The sequence below is a fragment of the Streptococcus caledonicus genome (genome assembly GCF_042656225.1).
Taxonomy (GTDB): domain Bacteria; phylum Bacillota; class Bacilli; order Lactobacillales; family Streptococcaceae; genus Streptococcus; species Streptococcus caledonicus.
Window position 1 is genome coordinate 1 of record NZ_JBHSOJ010000032.1, and the last position, 22,251, is coordinate 22,251.

General features: G+C 37.0%; 22 protein-coding genes, 1 other RNA gene and 2 pseudogenes. 16 read left to right on the plus strand and 9 right to left on the minus strand.

The genetic code is table 11. The annotated features are described in order from the left end of the window. Nucleotides 1-94: 94 nt before the first annotated feature. From ACFPQ3_RS10725 to rpsI, 9 genes are all read left to right on the plus strand, one after another. Complete coding sequence (locus ACFPQ3_RS10725) at nucleotides 95-1,720, plus strand: glycoside hydrolase family 13 protein (protein ID WP_269747764.1); 1,626 nt, start codon at nucleotides 95-97, stop codon at nucleotides 1,718-1,720. Between the two features lie 445 nt (nucleotides 1,721-2,165). Next, the gene (gene rsgA / locus ACFPQ3_RS10730) at nucleotides 2,166-3,038 is read left to right on the plus strand and encodes a ribosome small subunit-dependent GTPase A (protein WP_156807223.1); all 873 of its coding nucleotides are present in this window, start codon (nucleotides 2,166-2,168) and stop codon (nucleotides 3,036-3,038) included. Between the two features lie 7 nt (nucleotides 3,039-3,045). After that, the gene (gene rpe, locus ACFPQ3_RS10735) at nucleotides 3,046-3,708 is read left to right on the plus strand and encodes a ribulose-phosphate 3-epimerase (protein ID WP_156807222.1); all 663 of its coding nucleotides are present in this window, start codon (nucleotides 3,046-3,048) and stop codon (nucleotides 3,706-3,708) included. Then, complete coding sequence (locus ACFPQ3_RS10740) at nucleotides 3,701-4,339, plus strand: thiamine diphosphokinase (RefSeq protein ID WP_156807221.1); 639 nt, start codon at nucleotides 3,701-3,703, stop codon at nucleotides 4,337-4,339. Before rpe ends, ACFPQ3_RS10740 begins: the two co-directional genes overlap by 8 nt. A gap of 1 nt (nucleotide 4,340) precedes the next feature. Beyond that, nucleotides 4,341-5,615, plus strand: a complete 1,275-nt coding sequence (locus ACFPQ3_RS10745; RefSeq protein ID WP_156807220.1) for a DNA recombination protein RmuC — start codon at nucleotides 4,341-4,343, stop codon at nucleotides 5,613-5,615. A 79-nt stretch (nucleotides 5,616-5,694) separates the two neighbouring features. Then, a complete protein-coding gene (locus ACFPQ3_RS10750; protein ID WP_156807219.1) occupies nucleotides 5,695-6,633 on the plus strand; it encodes a 3'-5' exoribonuclease YhaM family protein in 939 nt (312 codons plus the stop codon). A gap of 95 nt (nucleotides 6,634-6,728) precedes the next feature. Further along, nucleotides 6,729-7,541 (plus strand): pur operon repressor, encoded by an 813-nt coding sequence (gene purR, locus ACFPQ3_RS10755; RefSeq protein ID WP_156807218.1) that lies wholly within the window; start codon nucleotides 6,729-6,731, stop codon nucleotides 7,539-7,541. A gap of 168 nt (nucleotides 7,542-7,709) precedes the next feature. Further along, the gene (rplM, locus tag ACFPQ3_RS10760) at nucleotides 7,710-8,156 is read left to right on the plus strand and encodes a 50S ribosomal protein L13 (RefSeq protein WP_156807217.1); all 447 of its coding nucleotides are present in this window, start codon (nucleotides 7,710-7,712) and stop codon (nucleotides 8,154-8,156) included. Between the two features lie 21 nt (nucleotides 8,157-8,177). Next, nucleotides 8,178-8,570, plus strand: coding sequence for a 30S ribosomal protein S9 (gene rpsI / locus ACFPQ3_RS10765; RefSeq protein WP_012516324.1), 393 nt, complete (start codon nucleotides 8,178-8,180; stop codon nucleotides 8,568-8,570). Nucleotides 8,571-8,679: 109 nt separating this feature from the next. On the opposite strand, the pseudogene ACFPQ3_RS10770 reads toward rpsI, so the two are convergent. Continuing rightward, nucleotides 8,680-9,459, minus strand: a pseudogene (locus ACFPQ3_RS10770) (tyrosine-type recombinase/integrase); the annotation flags it as partial. Nucleotides 9,460-9,508: 49 nt separating this feature from the next. Between ACFPQ3_RS10770 and ACFPQ3_RS10775 the strand changes: the two are divergent. Together ACFPQ3_RS10775 and ACFPQ3_RS10780 are read left to right on the plus strand one after the other, a co-directional pair. Next, nucleotides 9,509-9,850: a plasmid mobilization protein gene (locus tag ACFPQ3_RS10775; RefSeq protein ID WP_156807215.1), complete on the plus strand. Its 342-nt coding sequence runs from the start codon at nucleotides 9,509-9,511 to the stop codon at nucleotides 9,848-9,850. Further along, the gene (locus ACFPQ3_RS10780; protein ID WP_156807214.1) at nucleotides 9,850-10,206 is read left to right on the plus strand and encodes a transposase; all 357 of its coding nucleotides are present in this window, start codon (nucleotides 9,850-9,852) and stop codon (nucleotides 10,204-10,206) included. The genes ACFPQ3_RS10775 and ACFPQ3_RS10780 overlap by 1 nt, the downstream gene beginning before the upstream one ends. A gap of 340 nt (nucleotides 10,207-10,546) precedes the next feature. Here the strand turns inward: ACFPQ3_RS10780 and ACFPQ3_RS10785 are convergent, their stop codons facing one another. Beyond that, nucleotides 10,547-10,912: a hypothetical protein gene (locus ACFPQ3_RS10785; RefSeq protein WP_156807213.1), complete on the minus strand. Its 366-nt coding sequence runs from the start codon at nucleotides 10,910-10,912 to the stop codon at nucleotides 10,547-10,549. A gap of 1,040 nt (nucleotides 10,913-11,952) precedes the next feature. Then, a pseudogene (locus ACFPQ3_RS10790) lies at nucleotides 11,953-13,076 on the minus strand (ISAs1 family transposase). Nucleotides 13,077-13,216: 140 nt separating this feature from the next. Here ACFPQ3_RS10790 and ffs point away from each other — a divergent pair. Next, an RNA gene (ffs, locus tag ACFPQ3_RS10795) (signal recognition particle sRNA small type) lies at nucleotides 13,217-13,315 on the plus strand. 218 nt (nucleotides 13,316-13,533) lie between these two features. Here the strand turns inward: ffs and ACFPQ3_RS10800 are convergent. After that, the gene (locus ACFPQ3_RS10800; RefSeq protein ID WP_156806344.1) at nucleotides 13,534-14,187 is read right to left on the minus strand and encodes a DUF1129 domain-containing protein; all 654 of its coding nucleotides are present in this window, start codon (nucleotides 14,185-14,187) and stop codon (nucleotides 13,534-13,536) included. A 106-nt stretch (nucleotides 14,188-14,293) separates the two neighbouring features. After that, a complete protein-coding gene (locus ACFPQ3_RS10805; RefSeq protein ID WP_156806343.1) occupies nucleotides 14,294-15,238 on the minus strand; it encodes a magnesium transporter CorA family protein in 945 nt (314 codons plus the stop codon). A gap of 307 nt (nucleotides 15,239-15,545) precedes the next feature. On the opposite strand from ACFPQ3_RS10805, the gene uvrA reads away from it, so the two are divergent. Further along, nucleotides 15,546-18,377 (plus strand): excinuclease ABC subunit UvrA, encoded by a 2,832-nt coding sequence (uvrA, locus tag ACFPQ3_RS10810; RefSeq protein WP_156806342.1) that lies wholly within the window; start codon nucleotides 15,546-15,548, stop codon nucleotides 18,375-18,377. Between the two features lie 78 nt (nucleotides 18,378-18,455). Here the strand turns inward: uvrA and ACFPQ3_RS10815 are convergent, their stop codons facing one another. Then, nucleotides 18,456-18,893, minus strand: a complete 438-nt coding sequence (locus tag ACFPQ3_RS10815; RefSeq protein ID WP_156806341.1) for a GNAT family N-acetyltransferase — start codon at nucleotides 18,891-18,893, stop codon at nucleotides 18,456-18,458. Nucleotides 18,894-19,211: 318 nt separating this feature from the next. On the opposite strand from ACFPQ3_RS10815, the gene ACFPQ3_RS10820 reads away from it, so the two are divergent. The 3 genes from ACFPQ3_RS10820 (at nucleotide 19,212) to ACFPQ3_RS10830 (ending at nucleotide 20,470) form a co-directional block, all read left to right on the plus strand. Beyond that, a complete protein-coding gene (locus ACFPQ3_RS10820) occupies nucleotides 19,212-19,565 on the plus strand; it encodes a type II toxin-antitoxin system RelB/DinJ family antitoxin (RefSeq protein WP_156806340.1) in 354 nt (117 codons plus the stop codon). Beyond that, the gene (locus tag ACFPQ3_RS10825) at nucleotides 19,558-19,896 is read left to right on the plus strand and encodes a hypothetical protein (RefSeq protein ID WP_156806339.1); all 339 of its coding nucleotides are present in this window, start codon (nucleotides 19,558-19,560) and stop codon (nucleotides 19,894-19,896) included. Before ACFPQ3_RS10820 ends, ACFPQ3_RS10825 begins: the two co-directional genes overlap by 8 nt. 193 nt (nucleotides 19,897-20,089) lie before the next feature. Then, nucleotides 20,090-20,470 carry a hypothetical protein gene (locus ACFPQ3_RS10830; protein WP_156806338.1) on the plus strand — a complete coding sequence of 127 codons (381 nt, stop codon included), beginning with the start codon at nucleotides 20,090-20,092 and terminating at the stop codon, nucleotides 20,468-20,470. A gap of 48 nt (nucleotides 20,471-20,518) precedes the next feature. Here the strand turns inward: ACFPQ3_RS10830 and ACFPQ3_RS10835 are convergent, their stop codons facing one another. The 3 genes from ACFPQ3_RS10835 to ACFPQ3_RS10845 are packed head-to-tail and all read right to left on the minus strand — an operon-like array spanning nucleotide 20,519 to nucleotide 22,164. Continuing rightward, nucleotides 20,519-21,397 carry a hypothetical protein gene (locus tag ACFPQ3_RS10835; protein WP_156806337.1) on the minus strand — a complete coding sequence of 293 codons (879 nt, stop codon included), beginning with the start codon at nucleotides 21,395-21,397 and terminating at the stop codon, nucleotides 20,519-20,521. Next, nucleotides 21,390-21,824 carry an ImmA/IrrE family metallo-endopeptidase gene (locus tag ACFPQ3_RS10840; RefSeq protein WP_232323225.1) on the minus strand — a complete coding sequence of 145 codons (435 nt, stop codon included), beginning with the start codon at nucleotides 21,822-21,824 and terminating at the stop codon, nucleotides 21,390-21,392. Before ACFPQ3_RS10840 ends, ACFPQ3_RS10835 begins: the two co-directional genes overlap by 8 nt. After that, the gene (locus tag ACFPQ3_RS10845) at nucleotides 21,817-22,164 is read right to left on the minus strand and encodes a helix-turn-helix domain-containing protein (protein WP_156806336.1); all 348 of its coding nucleotides are present in this window, start codon (nucleotides 22,162-22,164) and stop codon (nucleotides 21,817-21,819) included. Before ACFPQ3_RS10845 ends, ACFPQ3_RS10840 begins: the two co-directional genes overlap by 8 nt. Nucleotides 22,165-22,251: the final 87 nt, after the last annotated feature.

Sequence of the window (22,251 nt, forward strand, 5' to 3'; positions counted from 1 at the left end):
GTGTAGGTCATTTATGTTAGTCCCTTTCAGACAAATGTGGTAGTTTATCTGAGACTAACATAGATGGCTTTTTCTGTCTAGCTTAATTTTACAAATTGGGGATAGTAATGGAGATGGAATAGGGGATATTCGTGGGATTATTTTTAAATTGGATTATATAAGTTCACTTGGAGTTGATGCTATTTGGCTGAGTCCGATGTTTTGTTCTCCAATGAAAGATAATGGATATGATATATCAGATTATTATCGAATTGATCCTATTTTTGGTGACAATCAAGATATGTACAATTTAATTGAGGTAGCTCATGATAAGGGCTTGAAAATTATTATGGATTTGGTTGCCAATCACACATCAGATCAACATAAGTGGTTCCAACAAAGTAAAAAATCTATTGATAATCCCTACTCAGACTATTATATTTGGAAAGATCCTAAACCTGATGGTTCTGCACCTAATAACTGGGGATCACATTTCGGTGGTAGTGCTTGGGAATTTTGTGAAGAACGAGGTCAATATTATCTACATTACTATTCAAAAGAACAACCAGACTTAAATTGGGAAAATCCTAAAGTTAGACAAGAAATTTATAATGCGATGATTTTCTGGGCAGAAAAGGGTGTAGATGGTTGGAGAATGGATGTTATTACAGAAATTTCAAAATACACAGATTTTCCAGATTATGAGACCACTAACCATCTTCCAGTGATAGGATTCATGCATAGTAATGGTCCTAGATTACATGAATATTTGCGAGAAATGTATGATACAGTACTTGAGCCTTATCAACTTATGACAGTTGGAGAAGCACAAAATTCCAATGCAGAATTTGCAAAATCATTGATAGCATCGAGTCGAAAGGAACTTGATATGATATTTACATTTGAGCATATGGACGTAGATGTTTTTCCAAATACTCCAAATCGGAAATGGCAATTGCAAGAGTTTCGATTATCTGCCTTAAAACAAGTATTTAAAGATTGGCAGAGCAAACTAGAAAATGAAGGATGGAATACTTTATATTTTGAAAATCATGATCGCCCGAGAATTGTATCAAGATGGGGAAATGATAAGGAGTATCGTTATGAAAGTGCCACAGCATTTGCAACTGTATTGCATGGATTAAAAGGCACCCCCTTTGTTTATCAGGGGGAAGAAATTGGTATGACAAATATCAAATTAGAGTTAAAAAAATATGATGATGTTGAGATTCAGAACAACTATCGTGAACTGGTTCAAAAGAATAAAACCATATCCCATGAAGATTTTATGAAGGCAGTATATCAAATCGGTAGAGACAATGCTAGGACTCCAATGCAATGGAATGATAGCACCAATGCTGGCTTTACTAAGAGTATACCTTGGTTTACAGTTAATCCAAGATATCAAGAGATTAATGCTGAAGCAGATTTATCCAGTGAAAAGTCTATTTATTCTTACTACCAACAATTGATTAAATTGCGCCATGAACATGAAATTATGGTAGAAGGTGATGTCCAAATGGTTTTAGAAGATGATGAGAATATATTTGCTTATACAAGGAGCTATAAAGGTCAAAGTTGGTTAATATTAGCAAATATGAGTGAAAAAATTATAAATTTGCCAGAACAAATTAGGGAATTATTGGTAGGAAATAACATGGTTTTATCTAATGTTAAATATACCGAGGAAGGAAACCTCTCTCCTTATCAAGCTATGATAGTAGATATCTCAAGAGTTTAATCAATAAAATTTCCCTATAAGTCAACTCAGCACAGTAATAACAATTGTCTTGCTAAGTTATAATTTAGGAGGTGGGGCGCAGTCTTTTCACTGCAAGCCTTTTTTTATTAGTCCAAAAATTGCAGCTGCCTTTCTTATTTTAGGTGTCATAAGTGTGATTTTAGGAATGTTATTATTACCACAAGCAATGAAAAATCTTAGTTTTACACTAGAATTTTTTAGTTTCAATTATTTAATGATCAAGATTGTTGTTGCTATTTTTTGAAAAAAGAAAGTGGGTGTTCAGTAAAAGTCATTTCTTGCTAGCATAGGATTGATTTAAACGTTGCTAAATATTTCATTTTCTATCATGTAGTAGAGAAGGGGGAGACATTTCTTAGATAACCTTTGGAAAAAGTCTGTATTTTTGGTAAAATAGAAGTATCAAACCCTATAAGGAGTTCATTTGCAAGGAAGAATTATCAAGTCCTTGGCAGGTTTTTACTATGTTGAGGCGGACGGACAGGTTTATCAGACCCGAGCACGGGGAAATTTTCGTAAAAAAGGACAGACTCCCTATGTCGGAGATTTTATTGAATTTTCGGCTGAGGAAAATTCAGAAGGTTATGTTCTATCAATTGCTGAGCGTAAAAATAGTTTGGTGAGACCTCCCATTGTCAACATTGATCAGGCGGTTGTCATCATGAGTGCTAAGGAACCAGATTTCAACAGCAATCTACTAGACCGTTTCTTGGTGCTTTTAGAACATAAAAAGATTCGTCCTATTGTTTACATCTCTAAGTTGGATTTGCTACATAGCAGAGCAGAGATGGATGCTATTCGTGCTCATTATGAAGTGATTGGCTATGAGTTTTGTTATTCACAGGAAGAATTGCTGCCACACCTAACAGATAAGGTTACAGTCTTTATGGGACAAACAGGTGTTGGAAAGTCAACTTTGCTCAACAAAATTGCGCCAGAATTAGCTCTTGAAACGGGTGAGATTTCAGATAGTCTAGGGCGTGGGCGCCACACCACACGTGTTGTCAGTTTGTACAATGTTTATGGTGGTAAAGTTGCAGATACCCCAGGCTTTTCATCCTTAGACTACGAAGTCTCAACAGCAGAAGAATTGAATAGAGCCTTTCCAGAACTAAAAGACATCAGCCAAAGCTGTAAATTTCGCACCTGCACGCATACCCATGAACCCTCTTGTGCCGTAAAAGAAGCTCTTGAGGCTGGTCAGTTATGGCAAGTGCGTTATGATAACTATCTTCAATTCCTAAGTGAAATTGAAAACCGCCGTGAAGTTTATAAAAAAGTCATCAAAAGAAAGTAGGATTGTCATGTCAACTTATAAAATTGCCCCATCTATTCTTGCCGCAGACTATGCTAATTTTGCGAGTGAATTGCGCCGTATCGAAGAAACTAGCGCCGAATATGTTCATATTGATATCATGGATGGTCAATTTGTCCCAAATATCAGCTTTGGTGCAGATGTTGTGGCTAGTATGCGCAAGCACAGCAAACTTGTTTTTGATGTGCACTTGATGGTGGTTAACCCTGAACGCTATGTGGATGCTTATGCTCATGCTGGGGTCGATATCATGACCATACATACAGAATCAACAATTCATATTCACGGTGCCCTTCAAAAAATAAAAGCAGCAGGAATGAAGACTGGTGTTGTTATCAATCCAGGTACGCCTGTCGAAGCCCTTATTCCAGTACTTGACTTGGTGGATCAAGTTCTTATTATGACAGTCAATCCAGGTTTCGGTGGTCAAGCTTTTATTCCAGAGTGCCTAGATAAGGTTGCTGCGGTTGCGAAACTACGTCAGGAAAAAGGGTTGATCTTTGACATTGAAGTTGACGGCGGTGTGGACAACAAAACGATTAAAGCCTGTGCAGAAGCTGGTGCCAATATCTTCGTAGCGGGGTCTTACCTCTTCAAAGCTAGTGACCTTCCAGCCCAAGTACAAACCTTGAGGGATGCTTTAGATGCCTAATATTGCATTATTTGCAGGAGGAGACTTATCTCGCCTTACATCTCAACCTAACTTTGACCTTTACGTGGGTGTTGACAGGGGTTGTCTCTTTCTTTTGGAAAATGAGCTACCGCTGGACTGGGCAGTTGGGGATTTTGATTCAGTAACGGATACCGAATTTGAAAAAATCAAGGCTGCCGCAGGGAAAATCCATCAGTCGCCCGCTGAAAAAGACGATACGGACACCGAATTAGCTCTTAAAGTCGTTTTTGAGAAATATCCTAATGCAGATGTGACCATTTTTGGTGCCTTTGGTGGGCGTATTGACCATTTTCTGTCTAATATTTTTTTACCATCAGAACCAGCTTTGGCTCGATTTATGAAGCAGATTCATCTACTGGATGTTCAAAATCAAATGAGTTATTTGCCAGCTGGGAAGCACCGTATTTTTCCAAAAAACGCCTATAAATATGTCTCTTTTATGCTCGAAGGTCAGGGAGAATTGGTGATTACTGGGGCTAAGTATGAATTGAGCGCTAGTAACTTTTTCCCTAAAAAAATCTATAGTAGCAATGAGTTTACGAATAATCCTATAGAGGTGACGGTACCATCAGGTTACTTAATAGTCCTCTATACGCGTGACAGGAGTTAGCATGACACTTTTTTTACTTATTATAACCATCGCTAGCTTCTTGTTATCGCTGGTTTTATGGTTTAAAATAGCAGATCTGAAATCGAGTACGGCTAGACAATTAGATGAAAATGCGGATAATTTATCCGAGCAAATCTCCTACCAGTTGTCTGCTTTATCTAAGGAACAAGAGTTAGCAGTAGCCCAGCAGGTCAATCATCTACAGGCAAACCTTTATCATCAATTGACAGAATTACGAGATGTTCTACATGAAAACTTAACAGAAAGTCGTAATCGTTCTGACCAGCGCTTGGCTTTAATCAATCAGAATCTTACTCAGTCTGTCAAGGATTTACAGGTTTCTAATGAAGAACGTTTGGAACAAATGCGTCAAACGGTAGAAGAAAAGCTAGAAAAGACCTTGCAAACTCGTCTACAAGCTTCCTTTGAGACCGTTTCTAAACAATTGGAGTCTGTTAATCAAGGCTTGGGTGAGATGAAGACAGTTGCCCAAGATGTTGGAACCCTTAATAAAGTCCTCTCAAATACCAAGACGAGGGGGATTTTAGGCGAGCTTCAGCTGGGACAAATTATCGAAGATATTTTGACGGAAAGTCAGTATGAGAGAGAATTTGTGACAGTGTCAGGATCTACAGAACGTGTGGAATACGCAGTTAAACTACCAGGGACTAGTCAGGGAGATTACGTCTATCTGCCGATTGATTCGAAGTTTCCTTTGGAAGACTATTACCATTTAGAAGAGGCTTATGAGTTTGGTGATAAAGAGCAGGTTGAATTATATCGCAAGGCCTTGCTTGCTTCAATCAAACGCTTTGCCAAGGATATTCAAAACAAATACCTCAATCCACCTGAAACGACTAATTTTGGTATCATGTTTTTACCGACTGAAGGCCTATATTCGGAAGTGGTTAGAAATGCAGATTTCTTTGATAAACTTAGACGTGAGGAAAATATTGTTGTTGCGGGTCCCTCAACCTTATCAGCCTTGTTGAATTCCTTATCTGTTGGTTTTAAAACACTCAACATTCAGAAAAATGCAGATGATATCAGCAAGATTTTAGGAAATGTGAAATCTGAATTTGGCAAGTTTGCTGGACTGTTGGTCAAAGCACAGCGACAACTCAATACAGCCTCAAAAACAGTTGATAGTCTCTTGACGACACGAACTAATGCCATTATCAGAGCATTAAATACTGTTGAAACCTATCAAGATAGTGCAACACAAAGTCTCCTAAATTTACCTATTTCAGAAGAAGAGGATGATTTAGCTCTGTAAATATGAAAGCTGACCTAGGATGTAGCAATAGCTTTTTAAATAGGTCAGTCGTTAACATCGATTAGAAAGATACTTAGTCATGAAAATTAATCAAATGAAACAAGACCAGCTTTTTGAGGGATTTTATCTCATCAAATCAGCTGAAGTTAGAAAAACCCGTGCTGGTAAAGACTATATTGCTTTTACCTTCCAAGATGATAGTGGCGAAATCTCAGGAAATCTCTGGGATGCTCAACCTTATAATGTTGAAGAATTTGTCGCTGGTAAAGTTGTTTTTATGAAAGGGCGTCGAGAGGTTTATAACGGTACGCCTCAAGTCAATCAAATCACTCTTCGTAACACTAGGGATGGAGAACCTTCAGATCCTTCGGCTTACAAAGAAAAACCACCGGTAAAAGTCAGCGATGTGAAAGAGTATTTAGAACAAGTAATGTTTCGTATAGAAAATGCCACTTGGCAACGCATCGTTAGAAATCTCTATCGAAAATACGATAAGAAGTTCTACCGTTTCCCAGCAGCCAAAACTAATCACCACGCTTTTGAGACAGGGCTTGCCTACCATACAGCGACCATGGTACGTTTGGCGGATGCTATTGGAGATATCTACCCTGACCTTAATAAGAGTTTGCTCTTTGCTGGGATTATGCTCCATGATTTAGCTAAAGTCATTGAGTTATCTGGTCCCGATAATACGGAATACACCGTGCGAGGTAATTTGATTGGTCACATTGCATTGATTAATGAAGAAATTACTAAGGTAATCGCAGAGTTGGAAATCCCTGACACAAAAGAAGAAGTCACGATTCTACGCCATGTTATCCTTAGTCATCATGGGCAATTAGAGTATGGTAGTCCTGTCAGACCACGTGTGATGGAAGCAGAAATCATTCACATGATTGATAATATTGATGCTAATATGATGATGATGACGACAGCGCTCAGTCGAGTCTCTGAAGGAGAGATGACAAGTAAGATTTTTGCCATGGATAATCGCTCTTTTTATAAACCTAAATATTAAAATATACGAAAAAGCAAGCCTTTCTTATATGAAATGTTCGCTTTTTAAATATTTTGTGGTATAATAACGAGAAAGTAGACAAGAAAGAGGAGTTTATGAAATTACGTCGTAGCGAACGCATGGTAGTTATTTCTAACTATCTTATTAATAACCCATACATTTTGACAAGCCTTAATACCTTTGCTGAAAAATACGAGGCAGCGAAATCATCTATTTCTGAAGATATTTCTATCATTAAAAAAGCTTTTGAAGAAGCAGGGATTGGACAGATTGATACTGTTACAGGAGCCAGTGGTGGTGTAATTTTCACACCTGGTATTGCTGAAAGTGAAGCGCGTGCCATCGTAGAAGAGCTTTGTGAGAGCCTTTCTGAAAGCGATCGTATTCTTCCAGGAGGATACATCTATTTATCGGATCTTCTTAGTACACCATCTATTTTACAAAACGTTGGACGCATTATTGCTAATGCCTTTCGTGGAGAGAAGATTGATGCTGTTATGACTGTTGCGACCAAAGGGGTTCCTTTGGCAAATGCTGTCGCAAACGTCTTAAATGTTCCCTTTGTGATTGTTCGTCGTGACCTTAAAATTACGGAAGGATCAACCGTTTCGGTCAATTACGCCTCAGGTTCCAGTGATCGTATTGAAAAAATGTTTCTATCTAAGCGTAGTTTGAAACCAAATAGTCGTGTTCTTATCGTCGATGACTTCTTAAAAGGTGGAGGTACCATCACAGGTATGACAAGTCTTTTGAATGAGTTTGATTCAACCCTTGTTGGTGTTGCGGTTTTTGCAGATAATACGCAAGAAAAGCGTGAGAGCTTCGCTTATAAGTCACTTCTTAGCGTTTCTGAAATTGATGTTAAAAACAATAAAGTCACTGTTGAAGTCGGAAATATTTTTGATTAATAATAGTAAAAATACGTTCAAAGTACTTGCTTTGAACTTGTTTTTTTGTTATGATATTAAACGGTATTGTTTACCCCATTTGAAAGGCCCCGGAACCTTCAAATATCTTTGGTGGGATGGAACACCACCACCCGTAAACAAATAATCGAACTATATATAGGAGAAATCATGAATAAAACAACTTTTATGGCTAAACCAGGCCAAGTTGAACGTAAATGGTATGTAGTAGACGCTACTGATGTACCACTTGGACGTCTTTCTGCAGTAGTTGCTAGCGTACTTCGCGGAAAAAACAAACCAACTTTCACACCACATACTGATACAGGTGACTTCGTAATCGTTATCAACGCTGAAAAAGTTAAATTAACTGGCAAAAAAGCAACTGATAAAGTTTACTACACTCACTCACTTCACCCAGGTGGTTTGAAATCAATCACAGCTGGTGAATTGCGTTCTAAAAACGCTGTTCGCTTGATTGAAAAATCAGTTAAAGGCATGCTTCCACACAACACTCTTGGACGTGCACAAGGTATGAAATTGAAAGTCTTCGTTGGTGGTGAGCACACTCACACAGCACAACAACCAGAAGTACTTGATATCTCAGGACTTATCTAAGAGGAAAGGAGCATCTAAATAATGGCACAAGCACAATATGCAGGTACTGGCCGTCGTAAAAACGCTGTTGCACGCGTTCGTTTGGTTCCAGGTACTGGTAAAATCACTGTTAACAAAAAAGATGTAGAAGAGTACATCCCACACGCAGACCTTCGTCTTGTCATCAACCAACCATTCGCAGTTACTTCAACTGAAGGTTCATACGACGTTTTCGTTAATGTTGTAGGTGGTGGTTACGCAGGTCAATCAGGAGCTATCCGTCATGGTATCGCTCGTGCGCTTCTTCAAGTAGACCCAGACTTCCGCGATTCATTGAAACGCGCTGGCCTTCTTACACGTGACGCACGTATGGTTGAACGTAAAAAACCAGGTCTTAAGAAAGCTCGTAAAGCTAGCCAGTTCTCTAAACGTTAAGAACCCGCTACAATACAGCATTTACAACACTTCATGGTTCACACCATGGGGTGTTTTTTGATGATTTTTTAGTAAAATTCACACCACTTTTCACACCAAATTCACACCATTATTTTTTAAGATTGCGATAAGCAATTTCTCCAACGGCCATTGGAACGACATTTGAAGTATTAACATAGGTTTTGGTAGTAAGGGTGTCACTATGTGTCAGAGCCTCTGAAATGGCTTCTAGTGATGTTCCTGCTTGTTTAGCTAAAGCTGCTCCTGTGTGGCGTAACTTATGCGGTGTAGCGTGTGCGAGTTCCTTGTGACGACGTTTAACTGACTTCATCTTATTATTAAGGTAATCGGCATGTAAAGGACTATTCACATTGCCTTTCATATCAATATAGGTAAATACGTATTGTTCATCAGATTGGATAATGCCAAATTTTGCTAATTCAACTTTTTGCTGTTTTTTCCATGCTTTAAGCAATTCTGCTAATTCATTAGGAATGTGGAAAGTTGTCTTTTTGTTTCCTTTAGTTGATTTTGCATTTTTGTACTTATCCAAGGCTTGAACTAATTTAATTTCTTGATTCTTGGTGTTGATATGCTTCCATTGTAAGGCATAACTTTCTGATTTCCTATCTCCCAAGAAAAAGGTTGTATAGAATAGTACATAGTCCTTGAATAGGAGTTTATCGTTTTCTAAATCTTCTTCAAATGCTGTGAACCATGCTTGAAGTTCAGTTTGTGAAAGATACAAATCTTCATCTTTTTTAGCTTCTTGTAGCTTAATTTTTTTAGTAGCTTTGATACGTTTAATAGTCTTAGAAATGCGGTTGGTTTCGATATATTCCAGTTCTTCAGCCCAATCAAAGATAGAATTAACATAGCTTCTAAGCAGGCAGACCGGTATTTAGGGATGGTCCGTCAAGTCTGAACGTGTCAGAACTATTTTAAAGAAGTTTTATGTGACGGAATTGCAGAATGAAATACTTCATCAGCTAGTAAATGATACAGGCTTACAAACATTCTCTAATTATGCTCGTCGGATGCTTTTTAAGGAAACGTCACTCTTTATTCAATTTGATGACTCTCAGTTTGAGGAATTGATTTATTCTTTAAGGCGTATTCAAAATAATTTAAGGCAATTATCTAAAATTGCAGAGCAGTCTCAAGATAGTCAAGCCTACAGAGCTATGGACTATAGCAGAAGGTTAGTTTCACATTATGAAAAGGAGTTAATTCGTTATCACAAGAAAAAGAAACGTAAATTATTATCTAAGGGAGCTTAATGGATAAAAATAGAATTAGAAATGTTGTTAAACAAGTCTTTTTGTCTGAAGAAGAAAATCAAAAACTGTTAAAGCGAATGAAGCAAGATGGCTTTTCAAACTTTTCTCGTTTTGCTAGAAAGCAGTTATTAAAATCTGATTTTGAAGTCTGGACAGTGAGCTTTCCAGAATATTTGTCTCTGACAGAAAGATTATTATTTGTTGGTAGAGCAATTAATAGCATCGCTAAAAGCGCAACACAGTTTGGAAAAATTTCCCAACATGATTTGATGGAATTAGGTCAGTTGATGGAGGAACTTGTAGAATTGGTAGAGAAACAAGTGAAGGAAGACAAGCAACGAATAGCTAAGAAGTGATAGTCTTCCAGGCATTTTGATAGAATAGTTTTTAAAGCAAACAACAAAAACGCTGATGGTGGTCAGCGTTTTTATCATGTCGTCGTTAAAAATCCTTGTACGGACAATGTACGGTACCGTATCAAGTACGGTCATGTCCTTAAAATGTTAAAAGGTCTTTGCGAGCTCAGATAGTGTATACACACTATCGTAAAAATATAATCATCAGCAAAGGTCAGACGGACACTTTTTGACTGATGGTTCTATTTTATTTTGGGGAGAATCCCCAGACCCCTTAGAAAAATTTTGAGGGTGATATGAGTCATTTTCTAAAATTTAATTGGTATCAGTATGATAATTTTTAATTAAACTGCTTAAAATATTTATCATTAAATAACTTTTGAAGGTTAATTTTGGGCTTTGGTTGAGCTTCTAGGATAGGAGGGAGTATCTTATCAAGGAGTTTTTGGGCTTCTAACTCTTTGGATTTACTATTATTCTTTTCTTGAAAGTTAAGATTTTTGATATGATAGAGAAACGAGCCATCCTTAACATCTAATATATAATTTTCACTAACTTTTGCTGGATATAAATTAAACATATCTGTCATATAAGAAAGAATTAGTTGATTATCTACAAGAATAGCACCATTTCCATCAAGGTCATAGGATAATTTATCTGTGATAGGTCTCTCGATACTATCTAGATGAGTTAAAATTATTACCAATTCAGGATTAGTTCCCTCTTTTCGGGGTAACTGTTGTACATAATATCCAGCATAGTGAGATAGATTATAGGCAATGTAAAGTTTCCCCCCAAAAAAAGGATGAGGCAGGAAACCATTAGAATAAGTATGGTTAGTAGTTTTTTCATTTGCGTTTTCCTTTAAGAGTTTTTCAACACAATTTTTGTCCTTAGAAATTTTTTTGCCAGCATCTATCTTATCTTTTTAATCAAACTTCCCTTGATAAATTAGATTAAAAAGCCATTGGAGATTAAGTTTGGGGTCGGGTTGGATATCTAGAATAGGCCTAATAGCACGTACAATATAATTTTCAGCTTCTTTTTTACTTTTAGATGAAATAACATACTTAAAATTATCTATTTTCTCATCAAAAATTTGTATTTTTAGGAAGTGTCCTCTTTTATCAAAAAAATAATTTGGAGTAGAATAGGGATATCCATATATATGAACTTCAGGTCCCTCGGTATTGGTTACAGAATATTTTTCGTTGACAATTATTGTATTTACACCAACATTTTCAAACTGATAATTTAGGCTGATACGTGTAATGGTATCAATCCGCGATGTTTTTTCAGATCAACTTCTAGCCAATCAATAATCTCAAAATATCTTGCTCTGATATACTTTGATTTGTTAGCGTATTGGCTTGTAATTTTAAAAGCAAAGATAAAGTTATCTTGGGATTTCAGTAATAGAACAGTCTCCGTTTAGCTCCACTTTTATCATGAAAACAACTGTTGCAAGAGCAACAGAAAAAGGGCTAAATGGATTCATGGCTATCCTCATATTCTAGGAAGTCTTCGTCTGATAAGTCATAGACGGATGGTATAGTGAAGGCTAGGAAGTTGTTTTTACAATGTCCAACCTTGGTCTAACTACGAGCATGATTTAGATTTAATATTCGTGAATAACATGTGTGTATGTAGAGCGGTTTGCACGCCGTACGCATGAAAATTTTCTCTACATCTATTTGTGCCCTGATATCAATTTTGAAAAGATAGCTTTTTAAATCAATCATCTGCTTAGCCTCTTTCTCCAAATAATTGGACTAAATAATCTTCCAAATGGACAGAAATATACCGTTGTTTGCGACGATAGCTGAGGTCTTTTTTAGGAAATACCATCACTTTTAAAAAATATAAGCACATTTTTTCGGATAAGATTTAGGTTAAATGCTGTTCTTTTATCCAATGTCTGATGATGATCTTCACGATAAACAACGTCCAATAACCAGTGCATACTTTCTACAGACCAATGACCCCGTACACTATTGGCAAATGTAGTGACATCTGGCTTAAAGTTAAAGATAAAATAACGATTCTCTTGACTCAGCTGACCATCCTTATCAATCGTATTACGAGTCATCCCAATACCACGTAATTTATGCCATTTAGGGTGATTTTGACACAACCATTTGATATCGAAAGATACCCAGTATTCTCTAACCTCAATCTGTCCCCTAGCTTTTTTCAACAGTCTGATAATACTCTCCCTTTTCTTGTAGCTCTTCCAACAAATTGACATCACTAAAATAAAGAGAAATATCATCATAAAGTGTCTCTTGATTTCCTTTGACGGCTAAGCAATAGTCTGCTTTACCTTTAATAATCGTATCAACGATATCCGTCTGCGTACCCATTGCGTCTATCGTTACTATGCTTTTACGGATATCAATCGTCCGCAATAATTGAGGAATGGCAACAATTTCATTACTTTTCTCCTCAACTGCCACCTGTCCCAAACTAAGATGATGACCTCCATCATAAGCCGTGACAATATAAACTGGATTCTGGTCTCGACCACGATGACCTCGAATCGTTTTGCTATCCACTGATATCAGTTGATAAACCGCATCTAAACTTGTCAATGATTGTTCAAATTGAACTTTAAGCTCTTGTAAACAATCTGGATTTACAAGACTAACCACACGCTCTAAGATATCATGAGATGGACAACCATTACTCAAATCAACGTAGGTCGCAAACAATGGTTCATTCATTTCAATAAAATTCCAGGTTTCAACGCCGGCTAACTGACAAACAGAGACAAGAAATAGAATGGTTGACAAGGGATAGCGAATTTTCCAAGGCTGGCGACTCTCCAATTCACCTGCGCAATCATCAATAGAAATAATAAAATCAATCATCGTAGGTACCTCATCTATAGTGTACTACTTTGAGTGATGTTGTCATTATGAATCTAGCTTTCTGAAAACAAAATTTTCCTCATGCGTTTGGCGTGGAGCGGTTTGAGAATTTAGTTTGCAAAACTTTTAAATTATGCTATAATTATCTGTGGAGCAACAGCTGTGCGTGAAGCGGGTCAGGGGAGGAATCCAGCAGCCCTAAGCGATGTCAGTTGTGTGCTCTTTTTTGTGTAATCTAAAAACCCTTTGAAATCAAGGGGTTAGAGGGCTTTGATTTTGTGCTTTAGTGAAATAGGGGTAACATTACAAAAGTCTAGTAGGGCAAGTTAGAGGAAATATTAAGAGAGTTTTACGCCACTGTTATCTGTTAACTGACAGATTTATAAACTTTTTGATTAGAGAATATTAAAAATCCTTTGAAATGATTTTCAGAGGATTTTTGTTTATGTTACAATGCTTATCTTTCAACGCTAAGGGCGTTAGCAACATTGTATTTCTTTTGGAGGAAATAACGGGCACCGAAGGCAAGGGTTCCGATGATAGCGAGTGCAAGTGGTGGCAAGATGGGATTGATACTTGCTGGGATAAAGACACTTGCAAGGGTAAAAATGATTAACCATAGTGATGTGACAGCAAAGAGGATCCCCGTGCTTTTTGCCCAGTGGGGGCGATTGCCACTATTAATATGACGATAAACAAAGTAGTAAATAGCATACATAGCAGCACCACCAGTCATTGTCAAAATAAGGAGAGTTAAAATACCATAACTAGTTGCTTCTTTATTGAACGATTGTAGAACTGCATTAAGGAGCGAGAAAGCACCAAGGAAAAGAAGAGTTGTGTCTAACCACATGAGCCAAGGATTGGTATTTTTTTCAACTTTTACAGCAGAGCTTGAGCCTGCTTTTGGGGTGAATGAACCCGCCCAAACAGTTGGAGCTCCTAAGAAGGTACGTGCAGGGATCCCTTTTTTTTGATTTTCTTCAATTTGGGGTAACACATCTTCTAAGATAGTTTTTATCTCTGCATCAGATTTTCCATCTTGAATCAGTTGATGAGTTGCGATTTTAATAAATTCTTGATTTTTTTTAGTCAAATTTTCCAATTTCATAATAACGTCTTTCTAATATAATGCATAATTCTTTAATATAAGTCGGTTATTCCTGCAGCTATAATGGATGATGTCAAGAGCAATGACCAAACTGACGATTGGGTTATTAAAACCATTTCTTCGTGAAGAAATAGATAACCACACTGAGTGAGCCTAAAGCTGCCATTAGGGTAATAATCCAAAAACCTCCTGGGATATCGTTTAGGGGTAACCAGTTATCTTGAAAGTTCATCCCGTAAGCTGAGAAGATAACGGTTGGGATATCCAGAGCCATAGTCATAAGAGCTAAGGTTTTCATAATAGTATTCTGATTATTATTGATGATAGAAGCAGAGGTTTCTGTCATGACATTTAAGACATTTTCATAAATGCTTGCCATCTCAATCGCCTGTTGGGTTTCAATCAAGGTGTCTTCAAGCAAATCTTCATCTTCAGCGTATTTTTTCAAGCTGGACGCATTTCCTGTTAATTTTTTAACGATACGTTCATTGATTTTAAGAGAAGCTTTCAAGTAAATGATGGACTTCTCCAATTCCATCATATCGATAAGTTCTTCGTTTTTAGTGGCTTTTTCAAGTTCTGCTTCGATTTTATCAGACTGTCTGTCGATGGAACGAAGGGCTGTTAGGAAAAGCTCAGCATTTCGATAGAGAAGCTGAAAGACAAAACGAGTTTTCATAAAAGTATAGAAGTTTCTGACTCTGCCATTTTTAAAATAATCAAAAAGTGGAACTTCTTCCAAGCAAGTGGTAATAACAGTGTTTGGTGCAACAATAATACCTAAGGGAATTGTCACATAATAGCTCTTGTTATTACGCTCCTCTTGCATGGGAACGTCTACGATAATGAGAGTGTATTCTTCTTCGACGGAAATACGTGAACTTTCTTCCGCATCAAGCGGTGCCCGTAAATCGGTAATATCAATATTAAATTGCTCAGCAATTCGAACGGAATCTTCCTGGGAAGGGTTTACCAAATTGATCCAAGCCCCTGGCTCGAATGTGTCAATTTCTTTGAATTCTTTAGCAGTTGATAAAAATATTTGTTTCATCAAGCCCTCCCTCAGATTGAATTTGCCTTATAGGCATACAGTCTATTATACTATAAAATGAATCTTTTGTGGGAAGTCTTTTGGAAATTTTTGTTATAATGAAGGGTATAAAGTTGAGTGACAAACTCAATAAAGGAAAGGAATCAAATAAGAGAAACAAAATACGGTCGCATTAGCATTGGTTTTAAAGTCAGCAGAATTTGTAGGAGACGGATGCTTTTTTAGGGCAACAATTAACTGAAATACTTATTAGCTAGTTTAAGATGATGAAAAAATCGTTATTGGTTATCTCTTTTTAGGTTTTAGAATGCAAGAGAAATTAGTAATTCATGGGGCTAGAGCCCATAATTTGAAAAACATTGATGTTGAGATTCCGCGTGATAAATTGGTTGTGGTGACTGGTTTGTCAGGTTCTGGGAAATCGTCACTGGCTTTTGATACGATATACGCTGAGGGACAACGTCGTTATGTTGAGAGCTTGTCAGCTTATGCTCGTCAGTTTTTGGGAAATATGGAAAAACCAGATGTGGATTCAATTGATGGTCTCAGCCCTGCCATTTCTATTGATCAAAAAACAACCAGTAAAAATCCCCGTTCGACGGTAGGAACGGCAACAGAAATTAATGACTATCTTCGCTTGCTTTATGCGCGTGTAGGTGTACCGTACTGTGTTAACGGCCACGGGGCAATTGCAGCATCTTCTGTGGAGCAAATTGTTGATGAAGTGTTGGGGTTGCCAGAGCGTACGCGTATGCAAATTTTAGCTCCGATTGTAAGACGTAAAAAAGGGCAACATAAGACCATTTTTGAAAAAGTTCAAAAGGATGGCTATGTCCGTGTCCGTGTTGATGGTGAGATTTACGATGTGACAGAAGTGCCCGAACTGTCTAAGAGTCAGATGCATAATATCGAGGTTGTGGTGGACCGCTTGGTCAATAAGGATGGCATTCGCTCACGTCTCTTTGATTCTGTGGAGGCAGCACTTCGTCTCGCAGACGGCTATCTGATTATTGACACGATGGATGGCAATGAACTTCTCTACTCAGAGCACTATTCTTGCCCAGTCTGTGGTTTTACTGTACCAGAACTAGAGCCTCGTCTCTTTTCGTTCAATGCGCCTTTTGGTTCTTGTCCTACCTGTGATGGTCTTGGGATGAAGCTAGAAGTTGACCTTGATTTGGTGATACCTTATCCTGAAAAAACGCTTCGCGAAGGTGTTATTGAGCCCTGGAATCCTATTTCCTCAAATTACTACCCAGCAATGTTAGAGCAGGCTATGACTCAATTTGGTGTGGATATGGATGTACCATGGGAAAGTTTATCAGAGGATGATAAGAATCTTGTCCTTTACGGTTCAGGTGAGCGTGAGTTTCATTTCCATTATGAAAATGATTTTGGTGGTGTCAGAGATATTGATCTTGTTTTTGAGGGGGTTGTCCCAAATATCAACCGTCGTTACCACGAGACCAATAGTGATTATACGCGTAATGTCATGCGCGCCTACATGAATGAGCTCAAGTGTCAGACTTGCAACGGTTATCGCCTCAACGAAGCGGCGCTCTCAGTCCGTGTTGGGGGTGAAGCTGGATTAAATATCTCTGAAATTTCAGATTTATCTATTGAGGATCATTTGGCCTTGGTTAGAAAATTAGAATTAACGGGTAACGACAAGCAAATCGCAGCGCCTATTTTAAAAGAAGTGACTGATCGATTAACTTTCCTTAATAATGTCGGTTTGAACTATTTGACCCTATCACGAACTGCTGGAACCTTATCTGGTGGCGAAAGTCAACGGATTCGCTTGGCAACGCAGATTGGGTCAAATCTTAGTGGAGTTCTTTATGTCTTAGATGAGCCATCTATCGGACTTCATCAAAGAGACAATGACCGTCTCATTTCAAGCCTCAAAAAAATGCGTGATTTAGGTAATACCTTGATTGTCGTTGAGCATGACGAAGATACTATGATGCAGGCTGACTGGTTGATTGATATTGGGCCAGGAGCAGGACAATTTGGAGGTGAGGTCATTGCTTCTGGTACGCCAGAACAAGTGGCTAAAAATAAAAAATCCATCACAGGTCAGTACCTATCTGGAGCTAAAGAAATTCCAGTACCGTTAGAACGCCGTGCTGGGAATGGACGATTTATTCAGCTCAAAGGTGCTTCTGAGAACAACTTAAAAAATGTTGATGTCAAGTTTCCACTTGGGAAATTCGTTGCTGTTACAGGTGTTTCTGGTTCAGGAAAATCAACACTAGTCAATGGTATTTTGAAAAAGGTGATTGCTCAGAAAATCAATCGTAATTCTGAAAAACCAGGTAAATATAAGTCTGTTGAAGGAATTGAGCATATTGAGCGCTTGATTGATATTGACCAAAGCCCAATTGGACGGACACCACGTTCAAACCCTGCGACTTATACAGGTGTCTTTGATGATATTCGTGACCTTTTTGCTCAAACTAATGAAGCCAAAATTCGTGGTTATAAAAAAGGACGTTTTTCTTTCAATGTCAAAGGTGGACGCTGTGAAGCTTGTTCAGGTGACGGGATTATCAAGATAGAAATGCACTTTCTTCCAGATGTTTACGTCCCTTGTGAGGTTTGCCATGGCACACGTTATAATTCAGAAACTTTAGAAGTACGTTACAAGGATAAAAATATTGCGGAAATTCTTGATATGACTGTTGATGATGCGGTGGAATTCTTTGCGGCTATTCCTAAAATTGCTCGTAAGGTCCAAACCATTAAGGATGTCGGACTGGGGTATGTTACTTTGGGACAACCAGCTACCACTCTTTCAGGGGGAGAAGCACAGCGCATGAAATTGGCTAGTGAGCTTCACAAGCGCTCAACAGGGAAATCCTTCTATATTTTGGATGAGCCAACGACAGGACTTCATACGGATGACATTGCCCGTCTAATTAAAGTGTTAGAACGTTTTGTTGATGAGGGAAATACCGTTCTTGTCATTGAACATAACCTTGATGTGATTAAGACGGCAGATCATATCATTGACCTTGGTCCAGAGGGGGGTATCGGTGGCGGAACAATTGTTGCAACTGGAACACCAGAAGAAGTTGCACAAGTCCGTGAAAGCTATACAGGACAATATCTGAAACCAAAATTACATTTGGACTAAAGGGTGTAAAACTTGCTGTTTTAATATAAAAACTCCTAGATTACTCGTTTTAATGAACAAGATTCTAGGAGTTTCTATTTACAGAATTTTAATCAGATGAGTATCATCGTAAAAGATATAGCCATGCTTGGGGTAAAAGGAATAAGAGGCTATCCAGTCTTCTTTAGGTTGACCAAGGTGGACATGAATAGCTGTTTTACCTTTTGCAATTAAGTATTTTTCTGCGAAGCAAAGTAATTGACTCCCTAAGCCTTGATTTTTCAAACGAGGTTTAACAAAAAGACGGTGCAGAAAAACTTCTGAAGAATTCGAAACAGATGAATAGGCTATGGATCCGATGACCCTGTTTTGTGCGTCAATCCCCAACCAAAAGTTATCTCCCTTATCTAAATAATAGCTTTGAATCGTTAGCAAATCAGGGTTGATACTTGGAATTCTATCTAAAGCATCTTTAGCTTCTAATATCATAAAGATAAGGTCGTCTCGATAAGATTCTTGGTATTCAATGATTTTCATGCTAATATTTCCCTCATAATACGAAAAAAGCCTTACAAGATAGTAAGCTTTTTCGTTTTATCTACCCCCTACAACCTTTTTGAGGGGTTCAAAGAAAATTATTAAACGTTAAAAACTTTACTACAACAAGGGTTTATCATTTTTTTGTTTTTAACAATAATTTTATTAATTTTTATTTCAAGAACAAATTTAGAACAATTAGAGAAAAATATATAGAATAAAGGTTATCAATATAGATGGTTTTTATCATGTATATTTTTGACTAGATACTAATATAATGTTATAATATTAGTATCTAAAATGAAATGAGGATATATTATGGCTACAATTACATTTAATGTAGATGAAAAGTTAAAACAAGAAGCATCTGAATTATATAGTCGTATGGGGCTTGATATGTCAAGTGCGTTACGCCTTTTTATGACTCAATCGGTTAATTTGCGTCGTATCCCTTTTGAGATTAAAGTTCCAGAGGTGGATGAAACCATGTTTGACGAAAACGGGGTACTGATTACTAGAGAAAGACAGTTAGACACGAAGAAATGGATTTCTGACTTTGCGGATAAAGGAATTATCCCAACTGTTACAGTTGATCCAAAGAATCCTGAAAGTGTGAAACAATTTTTTGAAGATGAAGATTTTTCAGAGTACGAGGACATGTTTAATGACTAAGTATGAAGAGCATGATATCTTAATCACTAAAGTGGTCTATTCAGATGGAGCAGGTTCTAAGGTTAGACCAGTAGTTATTGTTAAGCTAGATGGAGAAACGATTAGAACTTTTAGAATTACCTCAAAATACGAGAATAAATCAGATGAGATTAAGGCTAGGTATTTTGAGATTATTGATTGGTATCAATCAGGCTTAAAAAAGCAGTCATGGATAGATACTATCAGTTATTATGATATTTCAGAAAACATGGCTAAAATAAAGCTAATTGGTAGCTTGACAGCCAGGGATGCGGAAAGACTAAGAGAGTTTTTATCTAATATTGATTTTTAGGAAAAAATTTATTATGGAAGTTATTTTTGATATTTCTAGACTAATTTTAAAGTTGATGTTATTTATTATTTGCTTGATTATGGGATTCTGTTTAGGTATAGTATTTTTTATTATACGGTTCCTGATTAGAGGTCTTAAGAGTAGATGGTATCTTATGGTTAACAAAAATTGATTATGCAAGAAGGGAATATAAATGAAAAAGAAAATTTTAGGAATTTTAACATTAGTAGCAAGTTTATTCTTGCTGATTGGTTGCTCATCTGAAAGTTTAGATGGAACGTATTACGAATTTGGGAAATTCAGTAATACTGGTGAGTTATATTTAGATAAAGAAGAAAAAATTGTTATTCAAGGGAAAGATATTTCTGTTGATGATGAAAGTTACAAGATTGATACTGAGAAGGAAATGATTGATTCAGGTCGTTTTGAAGTACCCTACTCATATGAGGATGGCGTATTAACAATAAAAGGAACAGGTTCTATTTACTTTGGTAATGCGGAAGATATGACTTTTGTTAAGAAGGACTCTCCAAAATATAAGGAATTGTTGAAAGAAGCTAAAGTATTAGAGTGAAACGTGAGAATAAATAAAAGGGCTAGAGTGAAATCTAGTCCTTATTTTTTATTTGATTAGTAATCCAGAAATAACACCTGCAAGTGTACCGGTGATTGTACCTTGAATCATCTCCAGAATAGCTGAGTTGTTTGTAACAGTGTTGTTAAAGCTTTGGGTATTTTCTGCCTTCGCATGTTCAAGAAGATCTTTTAATACACTGATAGTAGTCTCGTTTAGAACTAATTGATTGCTTGAAATATAGTTTTCTAATTCTTTGACGATCTCTGCCCAATTAATATCGTCTGAGGTTGCGGAAGTGTTAATATTAGAGTTATCAAGACTAGAATCTTGAACAAGAATAGAATTACCTGTTGCAACGTTTTTTCCACCAACAATGGCGTTATTACCAAAGTTACCAGCAATAATATTATCATTACCAGCAATGTTAGTCTGTTTGTCAATATTGTGCTGAGTAACTTCTTTTTCATAGTTATGTTGGTTAGTAATTGTCTGATTTTTAATGTCAATATAAACTGGCAGGGCGTTTTGGTTATAAGATTTGGTGATAATGTTAAATACCTTATCTCTGAATTCTGCTTTATCAAAGGCAATATAGTAATTTTTACTAGAACCAAGGTTGAATACAATAAAGAATTTTGTTTTGAGGTGTTCCTGGTATTTTCCGAAAACATAGAGACCATAAAGAGGAGTTCCGATAAATCCAATTGGCGGGAATATAAAAATCAAGCTAAATAGGATTATTAAAACAATAATATCTAGTAGAGTGACTGGAGACTTGAATTCATTTCTTTCAATCATTGAGATGTTCTTGATTTGGATAGAATGATTCTGGGTAATGATAGCATGACCGTCAATCGTAAGGTCATCAGTTTTAAGTTTGTTGTCATTGGTTTGTACGAATTTTGACAAAATATCGTTAATCATAAAAGTTCTCCTTGTTTTCTAAAAATAAAGATTTAGCTGTCTTAATGACAAAGCTTTCATATTTTGGGTCAATACTAGATAGTTCCATATATTTGAGATAATTGAACTCTTCATCTATAGGAAATTCGTTATTGATGAGGTTTAAGAAATCTACAATGCGATCTTTTTCAGCTACTGTCTCGATTCTATGCTGATATGTTTCTATACTAGATAGTACGTTGTCATAGTCATTGTTAATAAAGTGGCTGCGCTCATGTAGAAGGACGTTATAGGCTTCGATGTCATCTAGTTGCTTATCAAGAAAGATAATCTTGTGATTCCCATTCCCTTGAATAAGATGCCTGCCTTTGCTTTCTGGTAGATCAGCCCAAAGCACAACGACACCTAGCTTTTCAGTTTCCTTAATGAGCTTATTGAGGTCAATCACTATTTTTGAGGCTTTCTAAGTAAATCATGAGGGCTTCCTTCATGCTAGCTTTCTCGGCTTCAGTAGCAGGCTTACCATTAAATCCCAGTGATTTCTCAATAGCTTGGTCTAACTTGTCCTCGTCAATAGCAGTAGCGTCTTTAATATCGCTTTTACCTGTTAAGTAGTCAATGGAAACATTATAATAGTTTGCGAATTTTTCAAGTGTTTCTTGACTAGGTTTTCGTTTGCCATTTTCCCACTGCGCATAGTTTTGTCTGCTAGTTTGGAGGCTTTGTGCTATTTCTTGTTGTGTTAAACCAGCTTGTTTTCGTAGGTCTTTTAGACGTTGTGTAAACATTGTAAAAACTTTCTAATTATTTTTTGTAAAAAGTGTTGACAGGCAATCAATTGACTGCTATAATTATATACATAAGCAATCATTCGA

Coding starts and splice junctions, on each gene's coding strand:
- rpe (WP_156807222.1), top strand. CDS start 3,046: ATGTCAACTTATAAAATTGCCCCATCTATTCTTGCCGCAGACTATGCT.
- ACFPQ3_RS10740 (WP_156807221.1), top strand. CDS start 3,701: ATGCCTAATATTGCATTATTTGCAGGAGGAGACTTATCTCGCCTTACA.
- ACFPQ3_RS10745 (WP_156807220.1), top strand. CDS start 4,341: ATGACACTTTTTTTACTTATTATAACCATCGCTAGCTTCTTGTTATCG.
- ACFPQ3_RS10750 (WP_156807219.1), top strand. CDS start 5,695: ATGAAAATTAATCAAATGAAACAAGACCAGCTTTTTGAGGGATTTTAT.
- purR (WP_156807218.1), top strand. CDS start 6,729: ATGAAATTACGTCGTAGCGAACGCATGGTAGTTATTTCTAACTATCTT.
- rplM (WP_156807217.1), top strand. CDS start 7,710: ATGAATAAAACAACTTTTATGGCTAAACCAGGCCAAGTTGAACGTAAA.
- rpsI (WP_012516324.1), top strand. CDS start 8,178: ATGGCACAAGCACAATATGCAGGTACTGGCCGTCGTAAAAACGCTGTT.
- ACFPQ3_RS10780 (WP_156807214.1), top strand. CDS start 9,850: ATGGATAAAAATAGAATTAGAAATGTTGTTAAACAAGTCTTTTTGTCT.
- ACFPQ3_RS10800 (WP_156806344.1), bottom strand. CDS start 14,187: ATGAAATTGGAAAATTTGACTAAAAAAAATCAAGAATTTATTAAAATC.
- ACFPQ3_RS10805 (WP_156806343.1), bottom strand. CDS start 15,238: ATGAAACAAATATTTTTATCAACTGCTAAAGAATTCAAAGAAATTGAC.
- uvrA (WP_156806342.1), top strand. CDS start 15,546: ATGCAAGAGAAATTAGTAATTCATGGGGCTAGAGCCCATAATTTGAAA.
- ACFPQ3_RS10815 (WP_156806341.1), bottom strand. CDS start 18,893: ATGAAAATCATTGAATACCAAGAATCTTATCGAGACGACCTTATCTTT.
- ACFPQ3_RS10820 (WP_156806340.1), top strand. CDS start 19,212: ATGGCTACAATTACATTTAATGTAGATGAAAAGTTAAAACAAGAAGCA.
- ACFPQ3_RS10825 (WP_156806339.1), top strand. CDS start 19,558: ATGACTAAGTATGAAGAGCATGATATCTTAATCACTAAAGTGGTCTAT.
- ACFPQ3_RS10830 (WP_156806338.1), top strand. CDS start 20,090: ATGAAAAAGAAAATTTTAGGAATTTTAACATTAGTAGCAAGTTTATTC.
- ACFPQ3_RS10835 (WP_156806337.1), bottom strand. CDS start 21,397: ATGATTAACGATATTTTGTCAAAATTCGTACAAACCAATGACAACAAA.
- ACFPQ3_RS10845 (WP_156806336.1), bottom strand. CDS start 22,164: ATGTTTACACAACGTCTAAAAGACCTACGAAAACAAGCTGGTTTAACA.